This is a genomic window from Aestuariivivens sediminicola, assembly GCF_022662015.1.
GTDB lineage: Bacteria > Bacteroidota > Bacteroidia > Flavobacteriales > Flavobacteriaceae > Aestuariivivens > Aestuariivivens sediminicola.
Genome location: NZ_JAKMCM010000006.1, coordinates 15,596 through 39,424, shown reverse-complemented (window position 1 = coordinate 39,424; position 23,829 = coordinate 15,596). Strand labels below are relative to the sequence as shown.

The 23,829-nt window shown below is 42.0% G+C and carries 22 protein-coding genes; 15 read left to right on the top strand and 7 right to left on the bottom strand.

Annotated elements, in window-relative coordinates:
- Positions 1-1,125 carry a vWA domain-containing protein gene (locus MR041_RS13085; protein ID WP_242094829.1) on the bottom strand — a complete coding sequence of 375 codons (1,125 nt, stop codon included), beginning with the start codon at positions 1,123-1,125 and terminating at the stop codon, positions 1-3.
- A gap of 82 nt (positions 1,126-1,207) precedes the next feature.
- Complete coding sequence (locus tag MR041_RS13080) at positions 1,208-1,885, bottom strand: Crp/Fnr family transcriptional regulator (protein WP_242094828.1); 678 nt, start codon at positions 1,883-1,885, stop codon at positions 1,208-1,210.
- Positions 1,886-1,993: 108 nt separating this feature from the next.
- Between MR041_RS13080 and MR041_RS13075 the strand changes: the two genes are divergently transcribed.
- The 12 genes from MR041_RS13075 to MR041_RS13020 all read left to right on the top strand — a co-directional run bounded on the left by MR041_RS13075 (position 1,994) and on the right by MR041_RS13020 (position 15,957).
- On the top strand, positions 1,994-4,369 hold the full coding sequence (locus tag MR041_RS13075) for a heavy metal translocating P-type ATPase (protein WP_242094627.1): 2,376 nt from the start codon (positions 1,994-1,996) through the stop codon (positions 4,367-4,369).
- 73 nt (positions 4,370-4,442) lie between these two features.
- The gene (gene ccoS, locus MR041_RS13070) at positions 4,443-4,628 is read left to right on the top strand and encodes a cbb3-type cytochrome oxidase assembly protein CcoS (protein WP_242094626.1); all 186 of its coding nucleotides are present in this window, start codon (positions 4,443-4,445) and stop codon (positions 4,626-4,628) included.
- Between the two features lie 96 nt (positions 4,629-4,724).
- Positions 4,725-6,917, top strand: coding sequence for a cytochrome-c oxidase, cbb3-type subunit I (gene ccoN / locus MR041_RS13065; protein ID WP_242094625.1), 2,193 nt, complete (start codon positions 4,725-4,727; stop codon positions 6,915-6,917).
- Between the two features lie 4 nt (positions 6,918-6,921).
- Positions 6,922-7,107 carry a CcoQ/FixQ family Cbb3-type cytochrome c oxidase assembly chaperone gene (locus MR041_RS13060; RefSeq protein ID WP_242094624.1) on the top strand — a complete coding sequence of 62 codons (186 nt, stop codon included), beginning with the start codon at positions 6,922-6,924 and terminating at the stop codon, positions 7,105-7,107.
- Positions 7,104-8,006 (top strand): cbb3-type cytochrome c oxidase N-terminal domain-containing protein, encoded by a 903-nt coding sequence (locus MR041_RS13055; protein WP_242094623.1) that lies wholly within the window; start codon positions 7,104-7,106, stop codon positions 8,004-8,006. Before MR041_RS13060 ends, MR041_RS13055 begins: the two co-directional genes overlap by 4 nt.
- 66 nt (positions 8,007-8,072) lie before the next feature.
- Positions 8,073-9,497, top strand: a complete 1,425-nt coding sequence (ccoG, locus tag MR041_RS13050) for a cytochrome c oxidase accessory protein CcoG (RefSeq protein WP_242094622.1) — start codon at positions 8,073-8,075, stop codon at positions 9,495-9,497.
- Between the two features lie 76 nt (positions 9,498-9,573).
- Positions 9,574-10,020, top strand: a complete 447-nt coding sequence (locus MR041_RS13045) for a FixH family protein (RefSeq protein WP_242094621.1) — start codon at positions 9,574-9,576, stop codon at positions 10,018-10,020.
- 1 nt (position 10,021) lies between these two features.
- On the top strand, positions 10,022-10,723 hold the full coding sequence (locus MR041_RS13040) for a sulfite exporter TauE/SafE family protein (RefSeq protein ID WP_242094620.1): 702 nt from the start codon (positions 10,022-10,024) through the stop codon (positions 10,721-10,723).
- A gap of 126 nt (positions 10,724-10,849) precedes the next feature.
- The gene (locus MR041_RS13035) at positions 10,850-11,521 is read left to right on the top strand and encodes a TetR/AcrR family transcriptional regulator (protein WP_242094619.1); all 672 of its coding nucleotides are present in this window, start codon (positions 10,850-10,852) and stop codon (positions 11,519-11,521) included.
- A gap of 2 nt (positions 11,522-11,523) precedes the next feature.
- Positions 11,524-13,191, top strand: coding sequence for a peptidase domain-containing ABC transporter (locus MR041_RS13030; protein ID WP_242094618.1), 1,668 nt, complete (start codon positions 11,524-11,526; stop codon positions 13,189-13,191).
- 3 nt (positions 13,192-13,194) lie between these two features.
- Positions 13,195-14,547, top strand: coding sequence for an HlyD family secretion protein (locus MR041_RS13025; protein ID WP_242094617.1), 1,353 nt, complete (start codon positions 13,195-13,197; stop codon positions 14,545-14,547).
- Between the two features lie 3 nt (positions 14,548-14,550).
- Positions 14,551-15,957 carry a TolC family protein gene (locus MR041_RS13020; protein WP_242094616.1) on the top strand — a complete coding sequence of 469 codons (1,407 nt, stop codon included), beginning with the start codon at positions 14,551-14,553 and terminating at the stop codon, positions 15,955-15,957.
- Between the two features lie 66 nt (positions 15,958-16,023).
- On the opposite strand, the gene MR041_RS13015 is transcribed toward MR041_RS13020, so the two are convergent.
- Both MR041_RS13015 and hemN read right to left on the bottom strand, forming a co-directional pair.
- Positions 16,024-16,857 carry a universal stress protein gene (locus MR041_RS13015; RefSeq protein WP_242094615.1) on the bottom strand — a complete coding sequence of 278 codons (834 nt, stop codon included), beginning with the start codon at positions 16,855-16,857 and terminating at the stop codon, positions 16,024-16,026.
- Positions 16,858-17,001: 144 nt separating this feature from the next.
- Positions 17,002-18,366 (bottom strand): oxygen-independent coproporphyrinogen III oxidase, encoded by a 1,365-nt coding sequence (gene hemN / locus MR041_RS13010; RefSeq protein WP_242094614.1) that lies wholly within the window; start codon positions 18,364-18,366, stop codon positions 17,002-17,004.
- A 150-nt stretch (positions 18,367-18,516) separates the two neighbouring features.
- On the opposite strand from hemN, the gene MR041_RS13005 reads away from it, so the two are divergent.
- The gene (locus tag MR041_RS13005) at positions 18,517-19,101 is read left to right on the top strand and encodes a superoxide dismutase family protein (protein ID WP_242094613.1); all 585 of its coding nucleotides are present in this window, start codon (positions 18,517-18,519) and stop codon (positions 19,099-19,101) included.
- Positions 19,102-19,188: 87 nt separating this feature from the next.
- Positions 19,189-20,361 carry an LETM1-related biofilm-associated protein gene (locus tag MR041_RS13000; protein ID WP_242094612.1) on the top strand — a complete coding sequence of 391 codons (1,173 nt, stop codon included), beginning with the start codon at positions 19,189-19,191 and terminating at the stop codon, positions 20,359-20,361.
- Positions 20,362-20,369: 8 nt separating this feature from the next.
- On the opposite strand, the gene MR041_RS12995 is transcribed toward MR041_RS13000, so the two are convergent.
- The 3 genes from MR041_RS12995 to MR041_RS12985 form a co-directional block, all read right to left on the bottom strand.
- The gene (locus tag MR041_RS12995; RefSeq protein ID WP_242094611.1) at positions 20,370-21,278 is read right to left on the bottom strand and encodes a TIGR01777 family oxidoreductase; all 909 of its coding nucleotides are present in this window, start codon (positions 21,276-21,278) and stop codon (positions 20,370-20,372) included.
- 186 nt (positions 21,279-21,464) lie between these two features.
- Complete coding sequence (gene mnmC2 / locus MR041_RS12990) at positions 21,465-22,151, bottom strand: tRNA (5-methylaminomethyl-2-thiouridine)(34)-methyltransferase MnmC2 (RefSeq protein WP_242094610.1); 687 nt, start codon at positions 22,149-22,151, stop codon at positions 21,465-21,467.
- 1 nt (position 22,152) lies between these two features.
- Positions 22,153-22,653, bottom strand: coding sequence for a DUF4920 domain-containing protein (locus MR041_RS12985; protein ID WP_242094609.1), 501 nt, complete (start codon positions 22,651-22,653; stop codon positions 22,153-22,155).
- Positions 22,654-22,743: 90 nt separating this feature from the next.
- Here MR041_RS12985 and MR041_RS12980 point away from each other — a divergent pair, with 90 nt between their 5' ends.
- Positions 22,744-23,811 carry a branched-chain amino acid aminotransferase gene (locus MR041_RS12980; protein WP_242094608.1) on the top strand — a complete coding sequence of 356 codons (1,068 nt, stop codon included), beginning with the start codon at positions 22,744-22,746 and terminating at the stop codon, positions 23,809-23,811.
- The last annotated feature ends 18 nt before the right edge of the window (positions 23,812-23,829 follow it).

Here is a 23,829-nt window from a genome sequence, read left to right as displayed (position 1 = left end):
CTATCCTCTAATTCTTTTTTTTCTATTCGTTTCATAATCCTCAAAAATCATTTCGCCCAGACCTTTCAAACCGGTATAAAAGGCCTTTCCCTGATTGGCATGGGTAAACTCCCTGACAAACTGCATCAGGTAGTCATCTTTGGCAATCATAAATGTGGTAATCGGTATATGCAGGCGCCTGGCCTGTTGTGCCATCATGTAGCAGGTATTGGTAATGGTCGGGTTCAGGCCAAAACTATCTTTAAAGTATTCCCCATTGGGTAATTTTAAGCAACTTGGTTTGCCATCGGTTATCATGAAAATCTGCTTGTTCGTATTTCGCTTTCGTCTTAACAGGTCCATGGCAAGCTCCAATCCCGCCACTGTATTTGTGTGATAGGGTCCGACCTTTAAATAGGGTAAATCCTTAATGGCTATCGGCCAGGCATCATTACCGAAAACCAAAATATCCAGGGTGTCCTTGGGATAACGCGTGGTGATTAATTCCGCCAGGGCCATGGCTACTTTCTTCGCGGGTGTAATACGGTCCTCTCCATACAAAATCATACTGTGACTGATATCGATCATCAATACCGTACTCATCTGCGATTTATGCAGTGTTTCCTCGACAACCAAATCATTTTCATCCAGAGTAAAATTGGAAATTCCGTGATTTATCTGTGCATTCTTCAAACTCTCTGTAATCGAAACCTTATCCAGGGCATCACCGAATTGATAACTTCTGAAATCACCGGTATGCTCATCACCAAGGCCCGGACTTTTACTTCTGTGATTGCCCTGACCACTGCGTTTTATTTGTCCGAATATCTGATCCAGGGCCTGCTGCCTTATCGCGCGTTCCGTCTTAGCCGTTATAGACAAGGCTCCGTTACCATCCGGATCAATCTCTTCCTTTAGAAATCCTTTTTGCTTTAAATCCTCGATAAAATCCTCAATAGTGTATTCGTCCGTAGTGATCTGGTATTCTTTATCCAGTTCCCGCAACCATTCTATGGCTTCATCGAAGTCGCCTGAAGTATAGGTGATCAACTCCTTGAAAATTTCAAAGAGCGTTTCGAACGGCGTTTGACTTGGTGCATTGTAGGACTTAAAGACAAAGCCCCTTTGTTTTGAATCTTTTCTCATCATGGCACTCTAAAAATAAGGTATTTTGATGAAAAAAAACAAAGCGCCTGATTAGATTTGTTTATGGCCTTATTAGGAGACCTTACTCGACCCGACCCAAACCATTTAAGTTTTCAATCTTAATGTATTTCCCGGTAGTAGAAATTAAGCCTTCTTTCTTGAATTGGGATAAAACGCGAATGGCCGATTCCGTTGCAGTACCTACGATATTGGCAAAATCCTCACGCGATAAAATAACGCTTAAGGTACCGTCAGGGTTTACACCAAAGGAATCATGTATATAGACCAGGGTTTCAGCCAAACGTTGTCGCACAGACTTTTGCGCCATATTGACAATGACATCATCGGCTTCCTTCAGATCGTGAGCCATTTCCTTTAAGACTTCAAAAGAAAAAGAGGAGTTCTTTTGAAGATCAGCCATGATTTCACTTTTCGGAATAAAACAAACCTCCATATCGTTTAGAGCGGTGGCCTGTAAATTTGAGCTCTCCTCAGTGACCAGGGAACGCTGACCAATCAACTGCCCTTTTACAACCATCTTTACAATTTGGTCCTTACCGTTTTCACTTAATTTTGAAAGCTTGCAAATGCCGTCCTTTACACAATAAACACCATTTATATTCTCGCCTTCTTCAAAGAGAATTTCACCTTTTCTAATCGTTCTTGAGGTTTTGCATTTCGAAATTCGAACCAGTTCATCATTAGTCAATGCCTTGAGAGAATTGAACTGTTTTATAATACATTGCTCACATTTACTCATTCCTTTTTCTTTAGGGTCATGCAAAAATAAACAAAACATGACATATATCATATTAAAATATTTCCTATCTTAAAACCTTTGCCGCAGGTATAAATTGAGCAAATATTTATGGAAGACAAAACCTGTTTCCACTGTGGGTTGGACGCCTACAATTCCGGTATTACATATGATGACAAGTTGTTTTGCTGCACGGGTTGCAAAACAGTTTACGAAATTTTTTACACCAACGATCTTACCTGTTATTACGATTTGCAGGAGGCTCCGGGTGCTACTCCCAAATCCGTTGAGGGGAAATTTAACTTTCTCGAGAATGCTAAAATTGTAGACCAGTTATTGGAATTCAATGACGAAGGTATTCAAATCGTTTCACTTTTTATTCCTCATATACATTGCAGCTCCTGCATCTGGATTCTGGAAAACTTAAACAGACTACACTCTGGAATACGGAGCTCTATGGTCAATTTTGGTAAAAAAACCGTTAGAATAACCTATGAGGCAAAGGGTATTTCTTTGAAAGAATTAGTGACCTTACTGAGTAAAATTGGTTACGAGCCTTATATCAGTCTTGACGATTATGCTGTTGGAAAAACACGATTCGATCGCTCCCTGATTTATAAACTCGGTGTCTCGGGTTTCGCCTTCGGGAATGTCATGTTTTTATCATTTCCGGAGTATTTTCAGGTAAAGGAATTCTGGTTGGAACAATACAAGCATCTCTTTCGATGGCTCATGTTTGCCTATTCCATTCCGGTAGTTGTCTATGCCGCCCAGGATTATTTTATATCGGCTTTTAAAGGCTTACGATCGAAGCTTTTAAATATTGATGTTCCTATTGCTTTGGGCATTACCGTATTATTTGTTCGAAGTGCTTTTGAGATTGCCTTCGATTTAGGCTCAGGCTTTTTTGACAGTTTAACCGGCCTGGTCTTCTTTTTACTCTTGGGTAAATTTTTTCAGCAAAAAACGTACAGCTTTTTATCTTTCGAACGCGATTACAAATCCTATTTCCCAATCGGTATTACCAAAATCACCTCTGATCAGAACGAAGCATCCATTCAGGTCTATGACATTCGAAAGGGAGATCGCCTGCTGATTAGAAATGAGGAACTCATCCCGGTTGATTGTCGGCTGGTCAAAGGTCGTGCTAGAATTGATTACAGTTTTGTAACCGGAGAGTCAAAGGCCGTTTCAAAACAATTAGGAGATAAGTTATATGCCGGAGGACGGCAATTGGAGGGCAGTATAGAAGTGGATGCCCTAAAGTCGGTGGAACAGAGTTACCTCACCCAGTTATGGAGTAAGGATGTATTTAAAAAAGACAAAGGCCTGTCTTTTACAAATATTACGAATCGCATAAGCAAAGGCTTTACAATCACTATTTTATGCATTGCCTTATTTGCAACGCTCTATTGGCTATACACCGATAGCTCCAAGGCCTTAAATGTATTTACTTCGGTCCTGATCATTGCCTGCCCTTGTGCGATAGCCCTTGCCGCACCATTCACTTTGGGCAATGTGTTAAGGCTATTTGGAAAGCACAAATTTTATTTGAAGAATACCTTGGTTATTGAACAGCTGGCAAAAATCAATACGCTAATTTTCGACAAAACAGGTACGATCACATCAAATAATGAAGCTCAGATCACCTACGAGGGATCTCAACTCTCCGAGAGCGAAGCTGTTTTATTGAGAAGTACCTTACGCGGTTCCAACCATCCCTTAAGTCGATCCCTGTATGACATTCTAAAATCAAACGACATCGTCTCCCTGGATTATTTTGAAGAACACATTGGTCAGGGTATTGAGGCCTCTTCAGGTCAGGAAAACATTAAAATTGGTTCAGCGCCTTTTGTGGGGCATACCGATAAGGCAACTGCCATGAACACCGTAGTTTATGTGTCCTCGAATGACCGTTATAAAGGAAAATTCACCTTTTATAACAAATACAGGTCCGGACTTTCAAAATTGTTCAATCGACTTAAAAAGCATTATGATCTGGTCATCCTTTCGGGTGATACTGAAGGCGAACGCGAGAATCTCACCAAATTATTGCCTACTAAAACAAAATTGCTGTTTAACCAGAAACCTGATGATAAACTGGAGTACATCGCCTATCATCAGAAGGAAGGTGCAAAAATTGCAATGCTTGGTGATGGTTTAAACGATGCCGGAGCATTGGCTCAGAGTGATGTTGGAATCGCCATTTCCGAAAATGTCAATGTGTTTTCGCCGGCCTGTGATGCCATATTGGATGCGTCGAATTTCAACAAATTATTCAAGTTCTTGACCCTGTCCAGACAGTCCATTACCATTATAAAATGGAGTTTTGTATTGTCCTTTTTTTATAATATTATTGGATTGTATTTTGCTGTTACCGGGCAATTAGCACCCATCGTAGCCGCCATTCTTATGCCTTTAAGTTCCATCAGCATTGTCGTGTTTACCACGATAGCGACCAACATTTCAGGCAGAAAATTAAATTAGAGGATAAACATGATAAATGTCATATTTTGGCAATTGGTATAAAATTAATTTTGAACCGTAACTTCAAACAGGTATGAGTGTTATATATATGTTATTAGCTATTAGCATTGCTGTAGCTGTGGTCTTTTTTGTTGCCTTCATCATTGCAGTTAGAAATGGACAATATGATGACAGCTATACCCCTTCTGTTAGAATGCTGTTTGAGGACGAACTCGTTAAAGAAAAAAAGGATAAATCAGTACTAACCAAAAATAAATAATCAGCACCTTATGCCATCGCTTATTCATTTCTCGAACAACAGACTGCTTTTTGAGCGATTACATAAGACCACTAAAAATCAAATAACTAATTAATTATGGAAATGCAGCAATTTCATTACGATAATAAAATCGTTACCAAGTTCATTTACGCCACAATTGTGTTTGGAGTTGTAGGTATGTTAGTTGGATTACTACTTGCCTTTATGTTCCTTTTTCCAAATCTTACGGATGGCATATCCTGGTTGAGCTTTGGTCGGTTAAGACCATTGCATACCAATGCCGTAATTTTCGCTTTTGTTGGTAATGCCATGTTTGCGGGTATTTATTACTCCCTGCAACGTTTACTTAAAGCCCGTATGGCGAGTGATCTCTTAAGTAATATCAATTTTTGGGGTTGGCAGCTCATCATTGTGGCAGCGGCCATCACATTGCCTTTAGGCATTACGACGTCTAAAGAATATGCGGAATTGGAATGGCCCATAGATATTGCTATTGCACTGATTTGGGTGGTGTTTGGTGTTAATATGATTTGGACCATCTTAAAACGTCGTCAGCGCCATTTATATGTGGCCATATGGTTTTATATTGCCACCTTTGTTACCGTAGCCGTACTTCACATCTTCAATAGTTTCGAACTTCCGGTAAGTGCATTGAAAAGTTATTCGGTTTATGCGGGTGTGCAGGATGCCTTAGTGCAGTGGTGGTACGGACACAATGCCGTAGCCTTCTTTCTGACAACGCCATTTTTAGGCATCATGTATTACTTTGTTCCGAAAGCAGCAAATCGTCCGGTCTACTCCTACAGACTGTCGATCGTACACTTTTGGTCCTTGATATTCATTTACATTTGGGCCGGACCACATCATTTATTATATACTGCGTTACCGGAATGGGCACAGAACTTAGGTGTGGTGTTTTCCGTGATGCTATTAATGCCTTCCTGGGGAGGTATGATCAACGGTCTGCTCACTCTGAGAGGTGCCTGGGACAAGGTCCGAATAGATCCTGTTCTCAAATTTATGGTGGTCGCCATTACAGGATATGGTATGGCCACTTTTGAAGGTCCTACCCTGTCCTTAAAGAATGTCAATGCCATTGCACATTTTACCGATTGGATTATCGCACATGTTCACGTGGGTGCCTTGGCCTGGAATGGATTTATGGCTTTTGGAATCATTTATTATCTGGTGCCGCGTTTATTTAAAACAAAATTATTCTCTACGGGACTGGCCAATCTCCATTTTTGGTTGGGAACGCTTGGTATCATTATTTATGCCCTACCGATGTATGTGGCCGGATTTACTCAAGCCAGTATGTGGAAACAATTCAACCCGGATGGCACATTGGTTTATGGGAACTTCCTCGAAACCGTAACTGAAATTATACCGATGTACTGGATGCGTGCGATTGGCGGAACCCTGTATATTGTCGGTTTACTCATTTTGGTTTACAATGTATTTGCCACGATTAAAAATGGCAGTAAGGTAGAGGACGAACTAGCTGAAGCTCCAGCCTTAGAACGGGTCACCAGCAAGCGAACCGCTAACGAAGGCTGGCATACCTGGATAGAAAGAAGACCAGTACAGTTGACCCTTTTGGCAACGGTGGCCATCTTAATTGGTGGTATCATCCAGATTGTACCTACGATCATGGTAAAATCGAACATTCCTACCATTGCCAGTGTGAAACCCTACACCCCTCTCGAATTGGAAGGTCGAGATATTTATATTCGTGAAGGTTGTGTTGGATGTCATTCGCAAATGATACGCCCCTTTAGGAGTGAGGTCGAACGTTATGGCGAATATTCAAAAGCGGGCGAATATGTGTACGACCATCCTTTCCTTTGGGGTAGTAAGCGTACAGGACCGGATTTGCACAGACTCGGAGGAAAGTATTCCGACAATTGGCACTTCAACCATATGTACGATCCTCAGAGTACCTCATCGGGATCTATTATGCCGCGATATCCGTGGTTAATAACGGGACCATCGAGTACCCTTGACAAATCGCAAACAGAGGCGAAAATGAGAACCATGGTGGCCTTGGGTGTTCCTTACACCGAAGAAGATATCGCCAATGCCCAACAGAGTATGCTCGAGCAGGGTGCCGCAATAGAGCAAAACCTATACAGCGATCCTGATTTTGCCAAAAACTATGAAGCGAATAAAACCTATGCAGCTGAAAATGGCGAACCCTTTGTTGAAATGAAGAACAGGGAAATCGTCGCACTCATAGCCTATTTGCAACGCCTGGGAACCGATATTAAAGTAGAAACCGCTCAAAACTAGTATTATGTTAAAATTCATAAAAAACCACATGGAGAGTATTGCGGATATCGAAATCTATCCCATCATTTCCCTGCTCATCTTTTTTATCTTTTTCGTAGCACTATTTTGGTGGGTCATAACGGCAAAAAAAGACTACATAAAGAAAGTAAGTAACTTACCATTAGACAATAAAAACGACGATATATTATGAGACATTTAATTCCATCTTGGGTACGGGTACCCGTTATATTCTTCATCATTTTTGGTGCTGTTGAATACTTTATAGATTCAGGAGAAAAACCAGCATTTATCGAATACCCCAGTGTCCTTCTGTTCCTGCTGTTGGTGCTTATAATATTAATCGCCATTGAAGCCATTATCAATGCCCTGGAAAATGTCATGCTTCACAAGCTCGATGCAGAGGCCAAGGCGCGTTTCCTCGCCGAAAAGGAGCAATCCTATCAGTTTACCTGGTTAACGCGCATATTCAAGAAACTTGTCGGTTCAAGACCTATTGAAGAAGAAGGCGAGATCATTCTGGACCACAATTACGATGGCATCAAGGAATTGGACAACAGTCTACCACCGTGGTGGTTATATGGGTTTTATGCTACCATTATTTTTGCCGGGATTTACTTGCTTAGATTTCATGTGTTCGATGGTGCCGGACAGTTCGATGAGTTGGAAACCGAATTGGCAGAGGCACGAATGGCCATCGAGGAGTATAAGAAAACTGCTAAGGACCTAGTAGATGTCAATACAGTTGAAGTACTTACCGAAGCCTCCGATCTGAATGCCGGTAAATCCATTTTTCAAACCAATTGTGTGGCCTGTCACATGGCTGATGGTGGTGGTGGTATTGGTCCAAATTTAACGGACCAGTATTGGATCTTAGGCGGCGATATTAAAAGTATCTTCCAAACAGTCTCCGAAGGCGGACGTTCCGGTAAGGGTATGATTGCCTGGAAGCAGCAATTAAAACCTTTGGAAATAGCTCAGGTCTCCAGTTATGTACTCACGTTCCAGGGAACCACACCAGCCAATCCTAAAGACCCGGAAGGCGAACTATGGGTTGAAGAACCGGTGGAAAATGAAACCCCGGAGAATTAAATTTTTCCTTAACCAGAACTGCAGGGATTAAAATAGAGCCATCTGCAGGTTTGTAAAAAGAACGTAGTGGACACCTCAGAGCACGAAAATTTCAGAGACTCCATTGGTACGATTACCGAGGAAGGGAAACGGGCTTGGATCTTTCCAAAAAAACCGAGTGGAAGGTATTACGACAAGCGAAAATTGGTAAGCTACGTTTTACTGGCCTTTCTTTTCCTGTCACCATTTATTAAAATCAATGGCAATCAGTTCCTGCTATTCAACGTTTTGGAACGGCGGTTCAATATTTTCGGATTTCCATTTTGGCCACAGGATTTTCACCTGTTTGTCGTTTCCATGATCATTGGTGTGGTGTTTATTACCCTGTTTACGGTGGCATTCGGTCGTATTTTTTGTGGCTGGATCTGTCCCCAAACCATTTTTATGGAAATGGTCTTCAGACGGATCGAATATTGGATCGATGGTGATCGGAACAAACAACGTAAACTGGACAGGCAACCATGGGATGCCGAGAAGATTCGAAAACGGGTATTGAAATGGACTATTTTCTTGGTGATCTCATTTCTCATTGCCAATGTATTTTTGGCCTATCTTATCGGCAGTGACAAATTAGTGGGTTATATCACCGATGGACCATTAGAACACCTGAACACGCTATTTCCTCTGATTATTTTTACGGCCGTTTTTTATTTTGTTTTCGCCTGGTTCAGGGAACAGGTATGTATCATAGCCTGTCCCTATGGTCGGCTCCAGGGCGTATTATTGGATACAAAATCCGTGGTAGTGGCCTACGACCACAAACGCGGTGAAGGGACTAACGGCAGAAAAAGTTTCAGAAAAAATGAGGATAGAGAAGCCCTGGGTCATGGCGATTGCATCGATTGCCTGCAATGTGTGCATGTATGCCCCACGGGGATCGATATTCGAAACGGTACCCAGTTGGAATGTGTAAACTGTACGGCCTGTATTGATGAATGCGATCATATCATGGAAAGCATTAATCTTCCCAAAGGCCTTATACGCTATGCCAGCGAGGAGGAAATAGAGAAAAAGGTACCCTTTAAGCTCACTGCGAGAATGAAGGGCTACATGGCCGTATTATTTATTTTAATGGGTTTGCTTACGGGAATGCTATTTTTAAGAAATGATGTTGAGGCCAACGTTTTAAGATTGCCCGGACAATTGTATGAACATAAAGAGGACAACGTCATAAGCAACGTGTTTACCTATAAACTGGTCAACAAAACAACCCGGGATATAGAAAATGTGCGATTAAAATTGATGTCGCATAAAGGCCATCTTAAATTGGTTGCTACAAGTGAAAGCTTTGTGGTTCCCGGTCAGGGCATTGCGGAGGGCACCTTGTTCATCGAGATTAATAATGCCTTATTGTCCGGAGACCGGAATAAGATTAAAATAGGCGTTTACAAGGGTGAAGAATTAATAGAAACAACAACGGCAAATTTCTTAGGGCCGAGGAACTTCAACTAAATTGGAAAAGAAAAGAAGACAAATAATAAAATAGTAACTAAAAAAGGAGATTCCTGATCAAGCAGGAATAAGTGATATGAAAATAAATTGGGGAACAGGTATTGTACTGGCATTTATAGCTTTTATTGGTTTTATCATGTATTTTATCATTACCATGAATGTCAATGATAAATATGATCATGACCTGGTTACAGAGGATTATTACGCTGAAGAATTGAGTTACCAGAATGACATCGACAAGCTGAACAATGCGAAGGACCTGATTGAAAATGTGAATTACGTCAAGACAGTTGACGGACTCAAAATAAATTTCCCAAAAGATTTAGACTATAAAGAGATAACCGGTAAAGTGTTCCTATACAGACCATCTAACAAACAACTTGACTTTGAAACTCCAATTTCATTGTCTAATCCATATTTGCTCATACCTGACAATCGTTTGGTAGATGGTCGTTGGAACATTAAAATCGATTGGCAATATAACGGAAAATCTTATTTATATAAAGCATCCATAAATTATTAATGTGTTAGCCTCTGCATTCATATTGGGTTTATTAGGCAGTTTTCATTGTGTCGGCATGTGTGGTCCCATCGCATTCGTCCTGCCCGTGGATCGATCCAACAGGTTCAGGCGAATGGTCCAGATCTCCGTGTATCACAGTGGCAGGATCATCGCCTACAGTATGTTAGGTCTTGCCTTCGGTATGATTGGCAAGAGTCTATATCTGTTTGGGTATCAACAGCAACTGTCAATCCTTATCGGTATCATCATGATTCTAGTTGTGGCGATTCCAAAAAAGTACCTTAATACCAGTGCCCTTTCAAAACCCGTGTACCGCATCATCTCCAAAATCAAATCACGTCTGGGTATGGCCTTAAAAAAGAAGACTACCGATACCTTTTTAACCATCGGATTCTTAAATGGATTCCTGCCCTGTGGTTTGGTCTATATGGCCGTTATCGCTGCCATTGCTTCAGGACATGCACTTGAAGGCGGGCTCTATATGGCCGTATTTGGCCTGGGTACCATCCCTCTAATGACTACGGCTATATACTTTAGTCACATCTTAAAAGGACATGTCAGACAAAAAATTCAACGTTTGGTTCCCGTTTTTATCGTCATCATTGGCCTCTTATTTATCTTACGGGGATTGGGTCTGGGCATCCCCTACCTCTCTCCTGCCCCGGTTAATGACCTGGTATCCAACACGATGAATTGCCATTAACAGGCAGTAATTAATCCACTCCCCACTTTCCTTTAATACATTAAATGTTAAAATTGCCTTAATTTCATCAACTCTATTTTAATTTTAATAGTATTACTATTATATTTGCGTGCAAATTATTTAATAATGGAAAGATTACTATCAAATATTAAGATTTCTGTCCCTGAAAAAATCTATGTCAAAGATCCTGAATCATCCGAATTAGGCAAACGCATGGTTAAACACAGCATCATTCTTATAGATGAAATTGGCTTTGAAGGGTTTACCTTCAAGAAGTTGGGCGACCGCATCGATTCCAATGAAAGTTCCATATATCGCTATTTTGAAAGTAAGCATATGCTGCTGTTATACATCACCTCCTGGTACTGGTCCTGGATCGAATACCAATTGGTAATAGAGACGCATAATTTAACATCAGCTGAAAAGTTACGTAATGCCATTCGAATAGTAACCCGCAGTGTAAAGGAAGATACGAGTTTCTCGCATATCGATGAGGTCATCCTGCATAGGATTATCGTAAACGAAAATTCAAAATCATTTCTTACCAAAGAGGTGGACAATGAAAATCAAGAGGGGTATTTCGTGGTGTACAAGCGAATTATTCATCGTTTAAGGGATATGATCTTAGAGGTAAATCCAGAATACCCCTATCCCTCCAGTCTGGCCAGTACCATTATTGAGGCCAGTTTGCACCAGCATTTTCTCAAGGACCATTTTGTTTCCATTACCGATTGTGGAAACACTGTTACACCTACCGACTTTTTAATGAACTTAGTATTAAACACCATCACATCTTAATTATGGAAAAACCAACTTTGTCACCCTGGAAACGCTTTTTAGGATTATTGCAATTGGAGAGAAAGGATATTTTACAAATATTCTATTACGCCATCTTTTCCGGAATTGTAGCCTTATCGCTGCCTTTAGGAATACAGGCTATTATCAACCTGATCCAAGGGGCCCAGATTTCAACATCATGGATCATATTGGTCATCTTAGTAACCCTGGGGGTTGCCTTTAACGGTGGGCTTCAACTCATGCAACTTCGCATTATTGAAACCATTCAACAGCGTATTTTTCTGCGCTCCTCCTTCGAATTGAGCTACCGATTTCCAAAAATTAAAATGACCGAATTGCGAAATTTTTATCCGCCGGAGCTCGCCAATCGCTTTTTTGACACCTTAACCATACAAAAGGGGCTTTCAAAAATCTTAATCGATGTGCCAACGGCCATATTACAGATCCTGTTTGCCTTGATCCTGCTATCTTTTTATCATCCCTTCTTTATCATTTTCGGACTCCTACTGCTATTACTTATCGTTATCGTATTTAAATACACGGCCGAAAAAGGTCTGAAAACGAGCTTGCAGGAATCGAAGCACAAATACCGCGTTGCACATTGGATCCAGGAAATAGCACGAACCATTGTGAGTTTTAAACTCTCAGGGAATACGAACCTGGCCATCACTAAAAACGATGCCCTGGTATCCGACTATCTCAATGCGAGAGAAAGCCATTTTAAAATATTGGTGATACAATTCATACAGATGATCAGCTTCAAAGTGGTTGTAACCGCCAGTTTATTGCTCATCGGAGGGGCATTGGTGTTAAACCAGGAGATGAACATCGGTCAGTTTGTCGCGGCTGAAATCATCATCATACTGGTCATTGCCTCGGTAGAAAAACTAATCCTCGGATTGGAATCCTTTTACGATGTCCTTACCTCCATTGAGAAATTAGGTCAGATTGTGGATAAGGACCTGGAGAACCTTAAAGGTGAAATCCCTATGTTTAAAAATGGTTTTGACATTACCCTCGATCATGTGTCTTACCAGGTAAAGGATCGGGAAAAACCCATTTTACAGGACATTACGCTCGATATTAATACCAGTAGCAGGGTTTTAATTAAAGGCGAAAGCGGGTCCGGGAAATCCACTTTACTGCGATTAATATCCGGCGTCATTCAGCCTACATTGGGAAGCATTCACGTGAACAATGTGTCGCTTCATGGCATCAATCTGAACCACTACCGGTCTCAGTTGGGCTTGTCACTGACCGAGGAAACCCCTTTTGAGGGGACTGTAAAGGACAATCTGACCTTTGGTAATCCCAATATCAGTGACGAAACTATATTTCAGGTATTAAAGGACATCGCTCTACTGGATTTCGTTAAAGAACTCCCCAATGGGCTTCAAACCATCTTGTATCCTGACGGTAAACAGATGTCGCACACGGTTTCTAAAAAAATAGTTCTGGCCAGGGCCATCTTAAAACAGCCGAAGATACTCATATTGGAAGATGCGTTGGACCGATTTAACCGAGAGGAAACCGATGCGATCATTGAATTCCTGAGTCATAAAGACCGACCATGGGGACTTATTGTGGTGAGCAGCAGCGAACATTGGATTGATAAATGCGAGAAAGTCATTACGTTGGAAAAAGGGAAAATTAAATCAAAAAAATTCTAGGTCATGCTAAATATTTCACATAATCAGTTGAATAAAAGAGTGGATTTAAGGCAGTTCAAATCAGGTAAGAATGTGCTTGATAAATCCTATTACAAGTACTTTAACAAATTCCTTCTCGTGGCCGCCGGAATCACTTTGGTTACCATGTTCCTGCCATGGACACAAAATATTACCGGAAAAGGGCTGGTCACCACCTTAACCCCCGACCAGCGTCCACAGAGCATTCAATCGCAAATACCCGGTCGCATTGAAGAGTGGTTTGTCAGGGAAGGTGACTTTGTGAAAAAGGGAGACACCATTCTGAGAATTTCTGAAATTAAGAGCGAGTATTTCGACAATCAACTCGTTGAACGCACCAACAGTCAGATTCAGGCCAAGTCTTCCTCTTTAGGTGCCTATCAGCAAAAAGTAGAAGCCTTGAAGCGTCAAATCCTGGCGCTTCAAAACGAACAAAAGCTCAAATTGGAACAAACCAGAAATAAGTTGTTGCAGGCGCGACTAAAGGTGAAAAGCGACAGTATTGATTTTGAAGCCCAAAAAACCAATATGGCCATAGCCGAGCGCCAGTTCAATCGTGTGACAACACTTCAGAGTGAAGGTTTAAAGGCCGTAAAGGATGTGGAGGAAAAACGGGTAAAATATCAGGAGGCTCAGGCGAAATTGATATCTCAGGAGAATAAATTTATCGCCAGTAAAAACGAGGTCATAAATGCCCAGATAGAGCTTTCCAGGATAAATCAGGAATACATAGATAAAATATCCAAATCGGAAAGTGATTTATTTACAGCACAGTCCAATAGGTTCGATACGGAAGCGCAAGTCACCAAACTTCAAAACGATTACACGAATTACCAGGTGCGAAACAGTTTGCTCTATGTGACTGCTCCCATCAACGGATTCATAAATAAGGCCTTAACAGGCGGTGTTGGTGTTACGTTTAAGGAAGGTGAAGCCCTGGTCGGCATCATGCCGGAACAGTATGATCTGGCCGTGGAGACTTATGTGAGACCTATCGATCTGCCCCTTTTACACATCGGTGAAAAAGTGCGAATTCAGTTTGACGGCTGGCCGGCCATTGTCTTCAGTGGATGGCCCAATCTGAGTTATGGGACCTATGGTGCAAAAGTGGTGGCCATTGAGAATTTTATAAGTGATAAAGGCTTATACCGGGTTTTGCTCGCTCCCGATGAGACGGACCACGAATGGCCCAAAGCCATCAGAGTGGGTTCCGGGGCCCGAACCATTGCGCTCCTGGAAGATGTCCCCATATGGTTCGAACTCTGGCGTCAACTGAATAGTTTCCCTCCTAACTATTACCAACCGGAAAATGGAGATAAAGCGAATGCTAAAAGTTAAACAATGAAAAATATACTGCTTTCAGTTTTGATTTTAATCGGTGCTGCTGTCCAGGCACAGGTTGAACCGACTATCATAAGCCTTTCGGAATATCTGGGTTACGTTAAGCGCTTTCATCCTATTGTCAAGCAGGCCAATCTCGTCATTAGCGAGAGTGAAGCCAAGCTATTGAAGGCACGGGGTGCTTTCGATCCCAAAATAGAAGTGGACTATGATTCAAAGACCTTTAAGAACACTGATTATTACGATAAATTAAATACCACCTTTAAAATACCCACATGGTATGGTATTGAGCTCAAGGGTAGTTTTGAGGAGAACGACGGCGTATTCTTAAACCCGGAGGCATCACTGCCGGAAGACGGTCTTTACAGTGTCGGGGTTTCGGTATCGGTAGCCCGCGGGTTGCTCAATAACGAACGCATGGCGGTATTAAGACAATCCAAATTATTCGTAAAGCAGGCGAAAGCTGACCGGCAATTGCTGGTCAATGAAATACTTTACGAGGCCACACTCAGCTATTTTAACTGGTTGCGATCGTATAATGAAATGCGTCTTTTCGAAGATTTTTTAGACAATACCTCACGTCGTTTTGAGGGTATCAAGAAAAGTTTCGAGGAGGGTGAACTATCGGCCATCGATACACTGGAGGCAAAAATCGCCTTGAACAACAGGGCGCTAAGCTTGGAGAAATCGCGTATTACTTTCACAAAGTCGTCCTTAGAACTATCCAATTATTTATGGCTTAACGAAAATACACCTATTGAGATCGCTGATGGGGTGATTCCCGATCTCAGTACCCTTCAAAGTATTGATGAAGCGCTTCAGATATCAGGCTTCCTTATCGACAGTATTAACATAAACGATCATCCTAAAATTCAATCCCTGGATTATAAGCTGCAAAGCCTCAATATTGAAAAACGTCTAAAAGTGAATAATTTGTTGCCCACAGTAGACTTGCAGTATAATTTTTTATCACAGACCCCGGATATTGTAAGCACCTTCAATACCGCTGCCTATAAGGGCGGCATCAATATTCGTATTCCACTATTCTTAAGGAAGGAACGCGGGGATTTGAAGCTTGCCAAGCTTAAAATTCAGGACACGCGGTTCGAAATGGAATCGACAAAGGTGAAAATAAAGAATAAATTTGATGCGCTCGACCAGGAATTGACCTCCTTAAGCACCCAAAACCGTTACATTAAATCTATTGTGAACGACTATGATACCCTGCTAAAGGCAGAAGAACGCAAATTCTTTTTAGGGGAAAGCTCGCTGTTCCTGGTCAATACAAGAGAGTCCAAACTGATTGATTCAAAGCTGAAATCCATTGCCCTGGAAACCAATTTCCTGAATACCAAGGCCATGCTTTTCAATGTATTATCACTACCTCAGGATGATCCGGTTAATTGAACTTTTTAATCCTAAGAGCTAAGTTCAAATAACCAGTGGATCAATCATGGTCAATGCAGAGGCGCTCTATATTTTAAAGGTGATTACCGGTAAGGTGGCATGATTGGCTACATCCTCACTTATACTGCCTTCAAAGAAGTGGGCAATGCCTTTTTTTCCATGGGTTGATATGGCAATGAGGTCCGCCCCGACATTGTTGGCGAAATTTAAAATCCCTTCTTCAACGGTATAGTCACTGACATAATTCACACTGTCCAATCGCTGTAGGTCACCATCTGCTTTCTTTAAAAAACTGTTTACAATGCGCTCAATCTCTACCGTACTTTTAAAACGGTCGTTCGGTAGGTTGACATGCACCAAATACATTTTGGCCTTCATTTTTTCAAATAATTTGGTGGCTTTAATAAAGGAGGCAATACTTTCTTCCTGAAAATCACAGGCATACACCACGACATCAAAATTTACAGCCAGCAAATCCTTTTTCACCACCAAAACCGGAATTTCAGAGTGACGCACCACCCGTTCCGTATTCGATCCCACCAAAAACTCCTTAACACCACTGGCCCCATGGGATCCCATAACAATAATATCGGCATGGTGTTTTTTAGCAACATCATTGACCTCAGAGAAGACCTTAAAATGCTTCACTATCGCGGTGACATTGATATCCTTCAGATAATCCTTATTGATAAAGGCTTCAAATTTTTGTTCCGCCAGTTTAAAAAAGTACAGGGCCTTCTCATTCTGAAGGCCATCAGAAGCCGTCAACATAATATCAGACATCTCCAACATGTGTAAAATAAGCAGTTCTGCATTGAACTTTTTCGCCAATTTTGCAGCTGCTTTCATAGCATATTCTGAATGATCGGAAAAATCTACGGGTACAATTATCTTTTTCATCAGTTCTAGTATTTAATGGTTTGCTTGAATCTAAGAAACTAAAAATTTCTCTAAAAAAAGAAGCTTTAACTGAAAACTTGCCTATTTACGAAATCACAATTCGATGAAATTCATGAATATTCCTGAATATACATCGTTATGATGTCATATGGTCATGGAAAACAACTTTGTATCAGGTTGTCTTCGTTTCAATAACAAATCGAAGGCCATACATACGTTTCGAACAAAGGGTCGCCCCTTTTCTGTTATGGTAATATCGGTGGCGCCAATTTCTATGAGTCCGTCGTTTTCCATCTCCTTCAGGTCAATAAGCGCATCGGGAAGTTCATCAAAATACAAATCACTCGATTTCCAGGAGGTCTGGAACTGGCACATTAAGTTCAGAATATGCCTGCGGATGATCAAATCCTCCTGATTCAGGATATGACCGCGATACACAGGTAAGGTGTCCTGTTCTATAAGGGCATAGTAGTTCTCGATGGCTTTGACATTCTGCGAAAACCCATACCAGCTGTCGCTGATTGAAGACACGCCCAGACCAATCATGACCTGGGTCTTAGAGGCTGTATAGCCCATAAAGTTGCGATGCAATGTTTTGGCAACCATCGATTTGTATAATGCATCCGTTTCCAGGGCGAAATGATCCATACCAATTTCCTTATAACCGACCTCAGCCAGTAACTGTTTACCCATTTCATATTGTTGTCGCTTTAAGGCAGGAGAGGGTAAATCACTCTCATTGAATCCACGCTGCCCAACACCCTTTATCCAGGGGACATGGGCGTAACTGTAAAATGCCAGTCGGTCCGGAAGGAGTTCCTTGGTTTTGAGTATGGTTTCTCTTACATGTTCCATGGTCTGGTGGGGCAATCCAAAAATAAGGTCATGGCCTACCGAAGTGTACCCTATTGCCCTGGCCTGCTCAGTGGCCTGCTTCACCTGGTCGAAAGATTGTATCCTGTGAATCGCCTTCTGAATGGTAGGGTTGTAGTCCTGGACCCCATAACTCACGCGGCGAAATCCCAGATCATAAAGGGCCTTCAAATGCGCAACCGTGGTATTGTTGGGGTGTCCCTCAAAACTAAACTCAAAATGATCAGCCAGCCTGGCATCTCGTAAAATGCCTTTAATAAGTCGCGTTAAATGTTCCGGACTGAAAAATGTGGGCGTACCTCCACCCAAATGCAATTCCTTGATAATTGGGGTTTCATCGAACAGTTTCAGATACAATTGCCATTCCGATAACACCGCGTCAATATAGGGCAATTCCACACTGTGTTGCTTTGTGATCCGTTTATGACAGCCACAAAAGGTGCAGAGGCTTTCACAAAAGGGCAAATGGATGTACAGACTGACACCCTCCTTAGCATTGCTTTCATTGAAAGCTGTTATTAAAGACCTTTTCCATTTGTCCAATGAATATGTATTACTGTCCCAATAGGGTACCGTTGGATAACTGGTATAGCGCGGCCCGGCTACATTGTATTTATTTACTAATGAACTTAACATACCTAACAATTATAAAACAAAACTAAACTTTAGTTATTTTTAAAAAAATGACATATGTCATTTCCAAATTTGCAATTGGATGAATATTGCCTTAACTTTCCTCAAAATTGTTTTGAACACATTACTTTGGAATAAACATAACATAAACCTATGAAAAAAACACGATTTTTAGTTGCAACTCTTGCATTAATTGGTATGATGAGCTGCAAGAATGAAAAAAAAGAACCTGTGGATTCTGAAGAAACCAAAGTGGAGGTTAGCCTTGAAACAGTCGTAAAGGAGGTGAAAAAGCTGACCATAAACCTGGAACCAAAGAGTGATAGTAAGGTCAATGGTCAGGTCACCTTTAAAGAAGAGGACGGTGTGGTTACTATGACGGCCATCATGAGTGATCTTGAACCCGGCGTTCACGCCATCCATCTGCACCAAACCGCCGACTGCTCTTCAGCCGACGGGAAATCAACGGGCGGTCACTGGAATCCAACAGCGCAGCCTCATGGCAAATGGGGAGACGAAGCAGGTTATCACAAAGGAGATATCGGTAATTTCACGGCCGACGAGAACGGTAATGGCCTCATCCAGTTTTCGACAGATGAATGGTGTATAGGCTGCGATGATGAAAATAAAAACATCCTGGGGAAAGCGGTCATCGTTCATGCCGGAGCCGATGATTTAACATCACAACCATCCGGAGCAGCCGGAGCCAGAATAAGTTGTGCGGGCATTATTGAATAAAATATTTAAAATACAAGTACAAATTAGCTGCCTTGAAAAGCAGCTTTTTTTATTTTTACCTAATAATTAATTCAGGCCGTAGTCATTATGAACCCGTCAGCAACCGGTTGGATAAACAAGGTATTAAAGGAGGTGAGTCATCATAACGCGTTTTTGAACGATGATGAAGAAACCTTCTATGCAGCACTCAGGGCCTGCGGTTTTATTTTTGGAAGCAACCTGAGTATCGTTGGGGGCATTTTTGCCAAAAAGGATCTGACAGAGGATGAGCTCTGTAAGGTCAACCTCCTGCTTGCCTTCCTATACACACATCACAATACCGCATGCAATGTCCCCTTTGTAGATAGTGTTATACAGTTTTATGAAGCCATCAACGAATTAAAAACATCCTTTTTCAAAGGGCTTTTAAACTCTAAAAAATCAAGCGACCAACTTGAAAAAGTGATTCATAAGCGTATTCATCTAGACCATAATGTACTTACGAAGCATTTTAATTACTTCATTATCAATGCCCTGCTTTTTGTGGATATCCTGGCCTATAAAAAGTTTTTACAGGAGGGGGTTATTTCCATAGATTATATCAGGCGCCTGGAAAATGTCATCGAATCCATTGTCTTGGATGCCATTGAGGCTAAATCGATTAAAAATCAATATGACGAGAGTTTGATAAGACTGTTTGAAGCCTCCCTGCGCTATCATGATGCGGAGCAAATCACCTACAATCAGGCAGTGGCATTGACCAAAACCGATTTGGAAAAATTCTATATCCTTGATCTGTCCTGTATGGCCAGTTGGAGCGATCGCGTGATCGATGCCCATGAAATGCAGTTCATTGTCAAACTGGGGAATGATTTTAACTTACCCTCTGAAAAAACCAGGGCATCCATAAGCTTTGTAAATTCATTTTATACCACACATAAGGAGGACATCGCCCTGCTGAGCTCAAAAAATATAGTACAGAGTTTTTATGATAATTCCAGTAAAATGGTGAGTAAACTGATTACGCGCAACAGTAAGCGACTCTACCGGGAATTAAAGGACAGCAAAGAACTACTTGTGTTATTGTCGCAGTCTACCCAGCGCGAACTCAGTTCGGCGGAACAGAAAAAAGTACAGGACCAACTGTTGGACATTTTCAAATCCATTCCGAGTCTGGCCATCTTCATATTGCCAGGTGGGGCGCTGTTACTGCCTTTGGTCGTTAAATTTATACCCAAATTATTACCATCGGCCTTCGATGAGAACCGTGTAGAGGATTGAATCGTGCATCAGGACCTCAACAAATCCTTTAAAGCAGGTTTGATAGAATTGAACTTGAAAAGGAAACCTTTATCTTCAATTTTCTTAGAGCTCACACGCTGACTTTCAAACAAAAGGATATGCATTTCGCCCAATAGCAGTTTCATGAAGAATTTCGGAATATTGGGTAAGAACAAGGGGCGTCGCAACGTATGTGCTATGGCCCTAACCAATTCTTTATTCGTAACCGGGTTCGGTGCGACTGCATTGTAGGTACCGGCGAGTGTATGATCCAGGACATATATAAAAAGTCGGGACAGATCGTTTATGTGTATCCAGGATTGCCACTGTTTTCCTGATCCAAATGCGGCTCCCAATCCAAATTTTACGGGCCTGGCCAATTCAGTTAGGGCACCACCATTGGTGGAGAGCACCAAACCAATCCTTACTTTGGACACCTTGATATTCAGTTTTGTGAATCCATCCACCGCCTTTTCCCATTGTTGTACAACACGACTTAAAAAGCTGTCCTCAAAATCACTGAATGCCTCGTCATAATACTGCACCAGCGAATCGGGATAAATACCTATGGCACTCGCAGAGATGACCTGCTTTACCGTGTGGGACTCACCCTTTAGGGCATTTATCAGCAGCTTGGTGCTTTCCAATCGACTCGAGAGGATCGCCTTCTTGTACTCCGGTGTCCACCGTTTTGAAATTGAAGCACCGGCCAAATGAATTATGGCATCAACACCACCAAAACAACGACTGTCTATTTCCTGTCTGTCCGGATCCCAGTGAAATCCTTTATACATATCGTCCGTTTGAATTTGAGATGACCTGGTAGTTAAGTAGTGGACCTCAATACCCTTTTCATGACAACGTTGTACAATGTCCTGACCGATCAACCCCGTTGCCCCTGTAATTAAAACTCGCATAGTCTTTTGGTATAAAATTACGAAATGCGTGACAGGAATACACCAAGTTTATATTCCTTTTAACACTTATGGTGCTTAGGGGTTCCCTCACTCAAAAAAGTGGCATGGTACCGGTTCGATAGTTTGTGTAATTATGTAACTCGTTTTCGGTTTTTCAGACCTGAAAAGAGACCTGTGCGATGTGTCTTATACTTTTGTCTTCGATGCGCGAAGCATTTCCCGTTTTCCCGGCGGACCGGGAAGTTTCTCTACCAGAAATCCGACCTGCTGCATGGCCCGTCGCACACTGCCCTTTGCAGAATAAGTGACCAATACACCCTGATACTTCAAGGCCTTAAACATCCTTTCAAATACAGGGACTGTCCATAATTCAGGTTGTACTCTCGGGCCGAAGGCATCAAAATAGATGAGATCAAATGTATTTTCATCAGCGACAGCGTTAAAAAACTGCCTCCTTTTGGTGAGCGAAAAATGTGAAGTGACCTCGTGCGCATGTTCCCAGGACAGCTCATGCAGGGTCTTAAAAACAGCCGCACCAGAGCTTGGATCGGTCCTGTCGGCATAGTTCAATTGAAACACCTCATCCGGGGTAACCGGATAGGCCTCTACACCCACATAATCCACTGTAATATTCAGTTTCTCTGCTTCGAAAAGCGTCATCAAAGCATTGAGTCCCGTTCCAAAACCCATTTCGAGGATGGCCAGGTGGCCGTTTCTCCCGGATTTCAGCTGACAGCAATGATGGAGGCCTGATTGTATGAAAACATGGGCGGCTTCCTGAATGGCGCCGTGTTTGGAATGGTAATGCTCGTTCCATTCAGGTAAATGAATGGTACTTGAGCCATCGGCAGTTATAATGATTTCTCGTTTCACATTATGGCTTCAGAAGCACACCATCAGCCTCAAACCCATAGGTGCGCTTCGGCTGGGTAATCTGTGCAAGCTCCTCCTCGCTTTTTCCGGCATCTTGGGCATAATGACGCTGGTCTTCAACAGAAAGTTCCTCTATAAAGGCCAATCCGTTCACGATCACCTGTTTATCCTTAATGTCTTTAGGAACAAAAAAACCATAATCCTTAAACCGAACCATGACCTCATGATCCCCATCGAGTTGCAACTTCATCCAGCAGCCCTTGGCCTGGCAGACCTCTGTTACGGTACCCAGCATTTTTGTGGTCAAGGTATCGCCAACTTTCATAGTGCTATAGGTCGGCAGCATCAATTTTGCGATGGATGCATTGTCCGGAGCGATCTCTTTTCCAAAGGAGACATAGTCCTTCTTTGCAACAACTGTATCCGTATCCGGGGTTTTGTCTTGTTTTTTGCAGGAATTTAACAATAAAGCACTGATAAACATAACGATTAGTAATCTCATCTTAGGACATTTTTAAATTTTAAACGATTTGTGTAAATATACCTTTTTTAATATGCTTTTTACTTACATTTGTGCATAAATAATGAGACCATGAGCACGGTAATCAACGACATAGAAGTGATAAAAGCCAAAACCACCAAGATCCATGAGGTCGATTTTGATAATTTAAAATTTGGTACGGTCTTTTCGGACCATATGTTGGTATGCGATTATAATAAGGGCCAATGGCATGCCCCCAAGGTGATGCCCTATCAACCGATTACTCTTGATCCCTCAGCAAAGATTTTCCATTATGGCCAATCCGTCTTCGAAGGTATGAAGGCCTATAAGGATGCTGAGGACCAGGTTTGGTTATTTCGTCCCCTGGACAATTTTAAACGCCTGAACATCTCATCGAAACGATTGGCGATGCCGGAACTGCCGGAAACCTATTTCATGGAAGGCTTGAAAGCCCTGCTGAAGGTGGATAAAGATTGGATTCCCAAAGGTGAAGGACGCTCCTTATATATAAGACCCTTTGTTTTTGCCTCGGGTAACGGATTTCATGCCTCTCCTGCGGACGCCTATAAATTCATCATAGCAACCGCACCATCCGGATCCTATTTTTCAGGAAAGGTAAAAGTGCTTATCGAGCAAACCTACTCGCGATCCGCTAATGGGGGTGTGGGCTTTGCAAAGGCCGGTGGTAATTATGCCGGACAGTTCTATCCGACACAACTGGCCATCGAAAAAGGATACCAGCAGGTCATATGGACGGACGATAACACCCATGAGTTTATTGAGGAGGCCGGCGCTATGAATATTTTTGTTCGTATTGAGGATACTTTGATTACGGCACCAACAAGCGATCGCATTCTGGATGGTATCACACGAAAAAGTATTATCGAATTGGCGAAATCCGAAGGTATGGATGTTGAAATCAGAAAACTGAGCGTGCGTGAAGTGGTTGAAGCGGCCAAAGAAGGTACCCTGAAAGAAATGTTCGGTGCAGGAACAGCCGCAGTGGTTTCTCCCATTTCCGGGTTTGGTTACAACGGTGAAGACTATATGTTACCAGAACTGGAGGAGACCTATGCCAGCTTCTTAAAAAAGCGCATCGTAGATATCCAGACCAATAATGCGGTAGATCCGTTTGGCTGGCGCTATAAGGTGGTATAGTACCCTTTACCAAAGCGG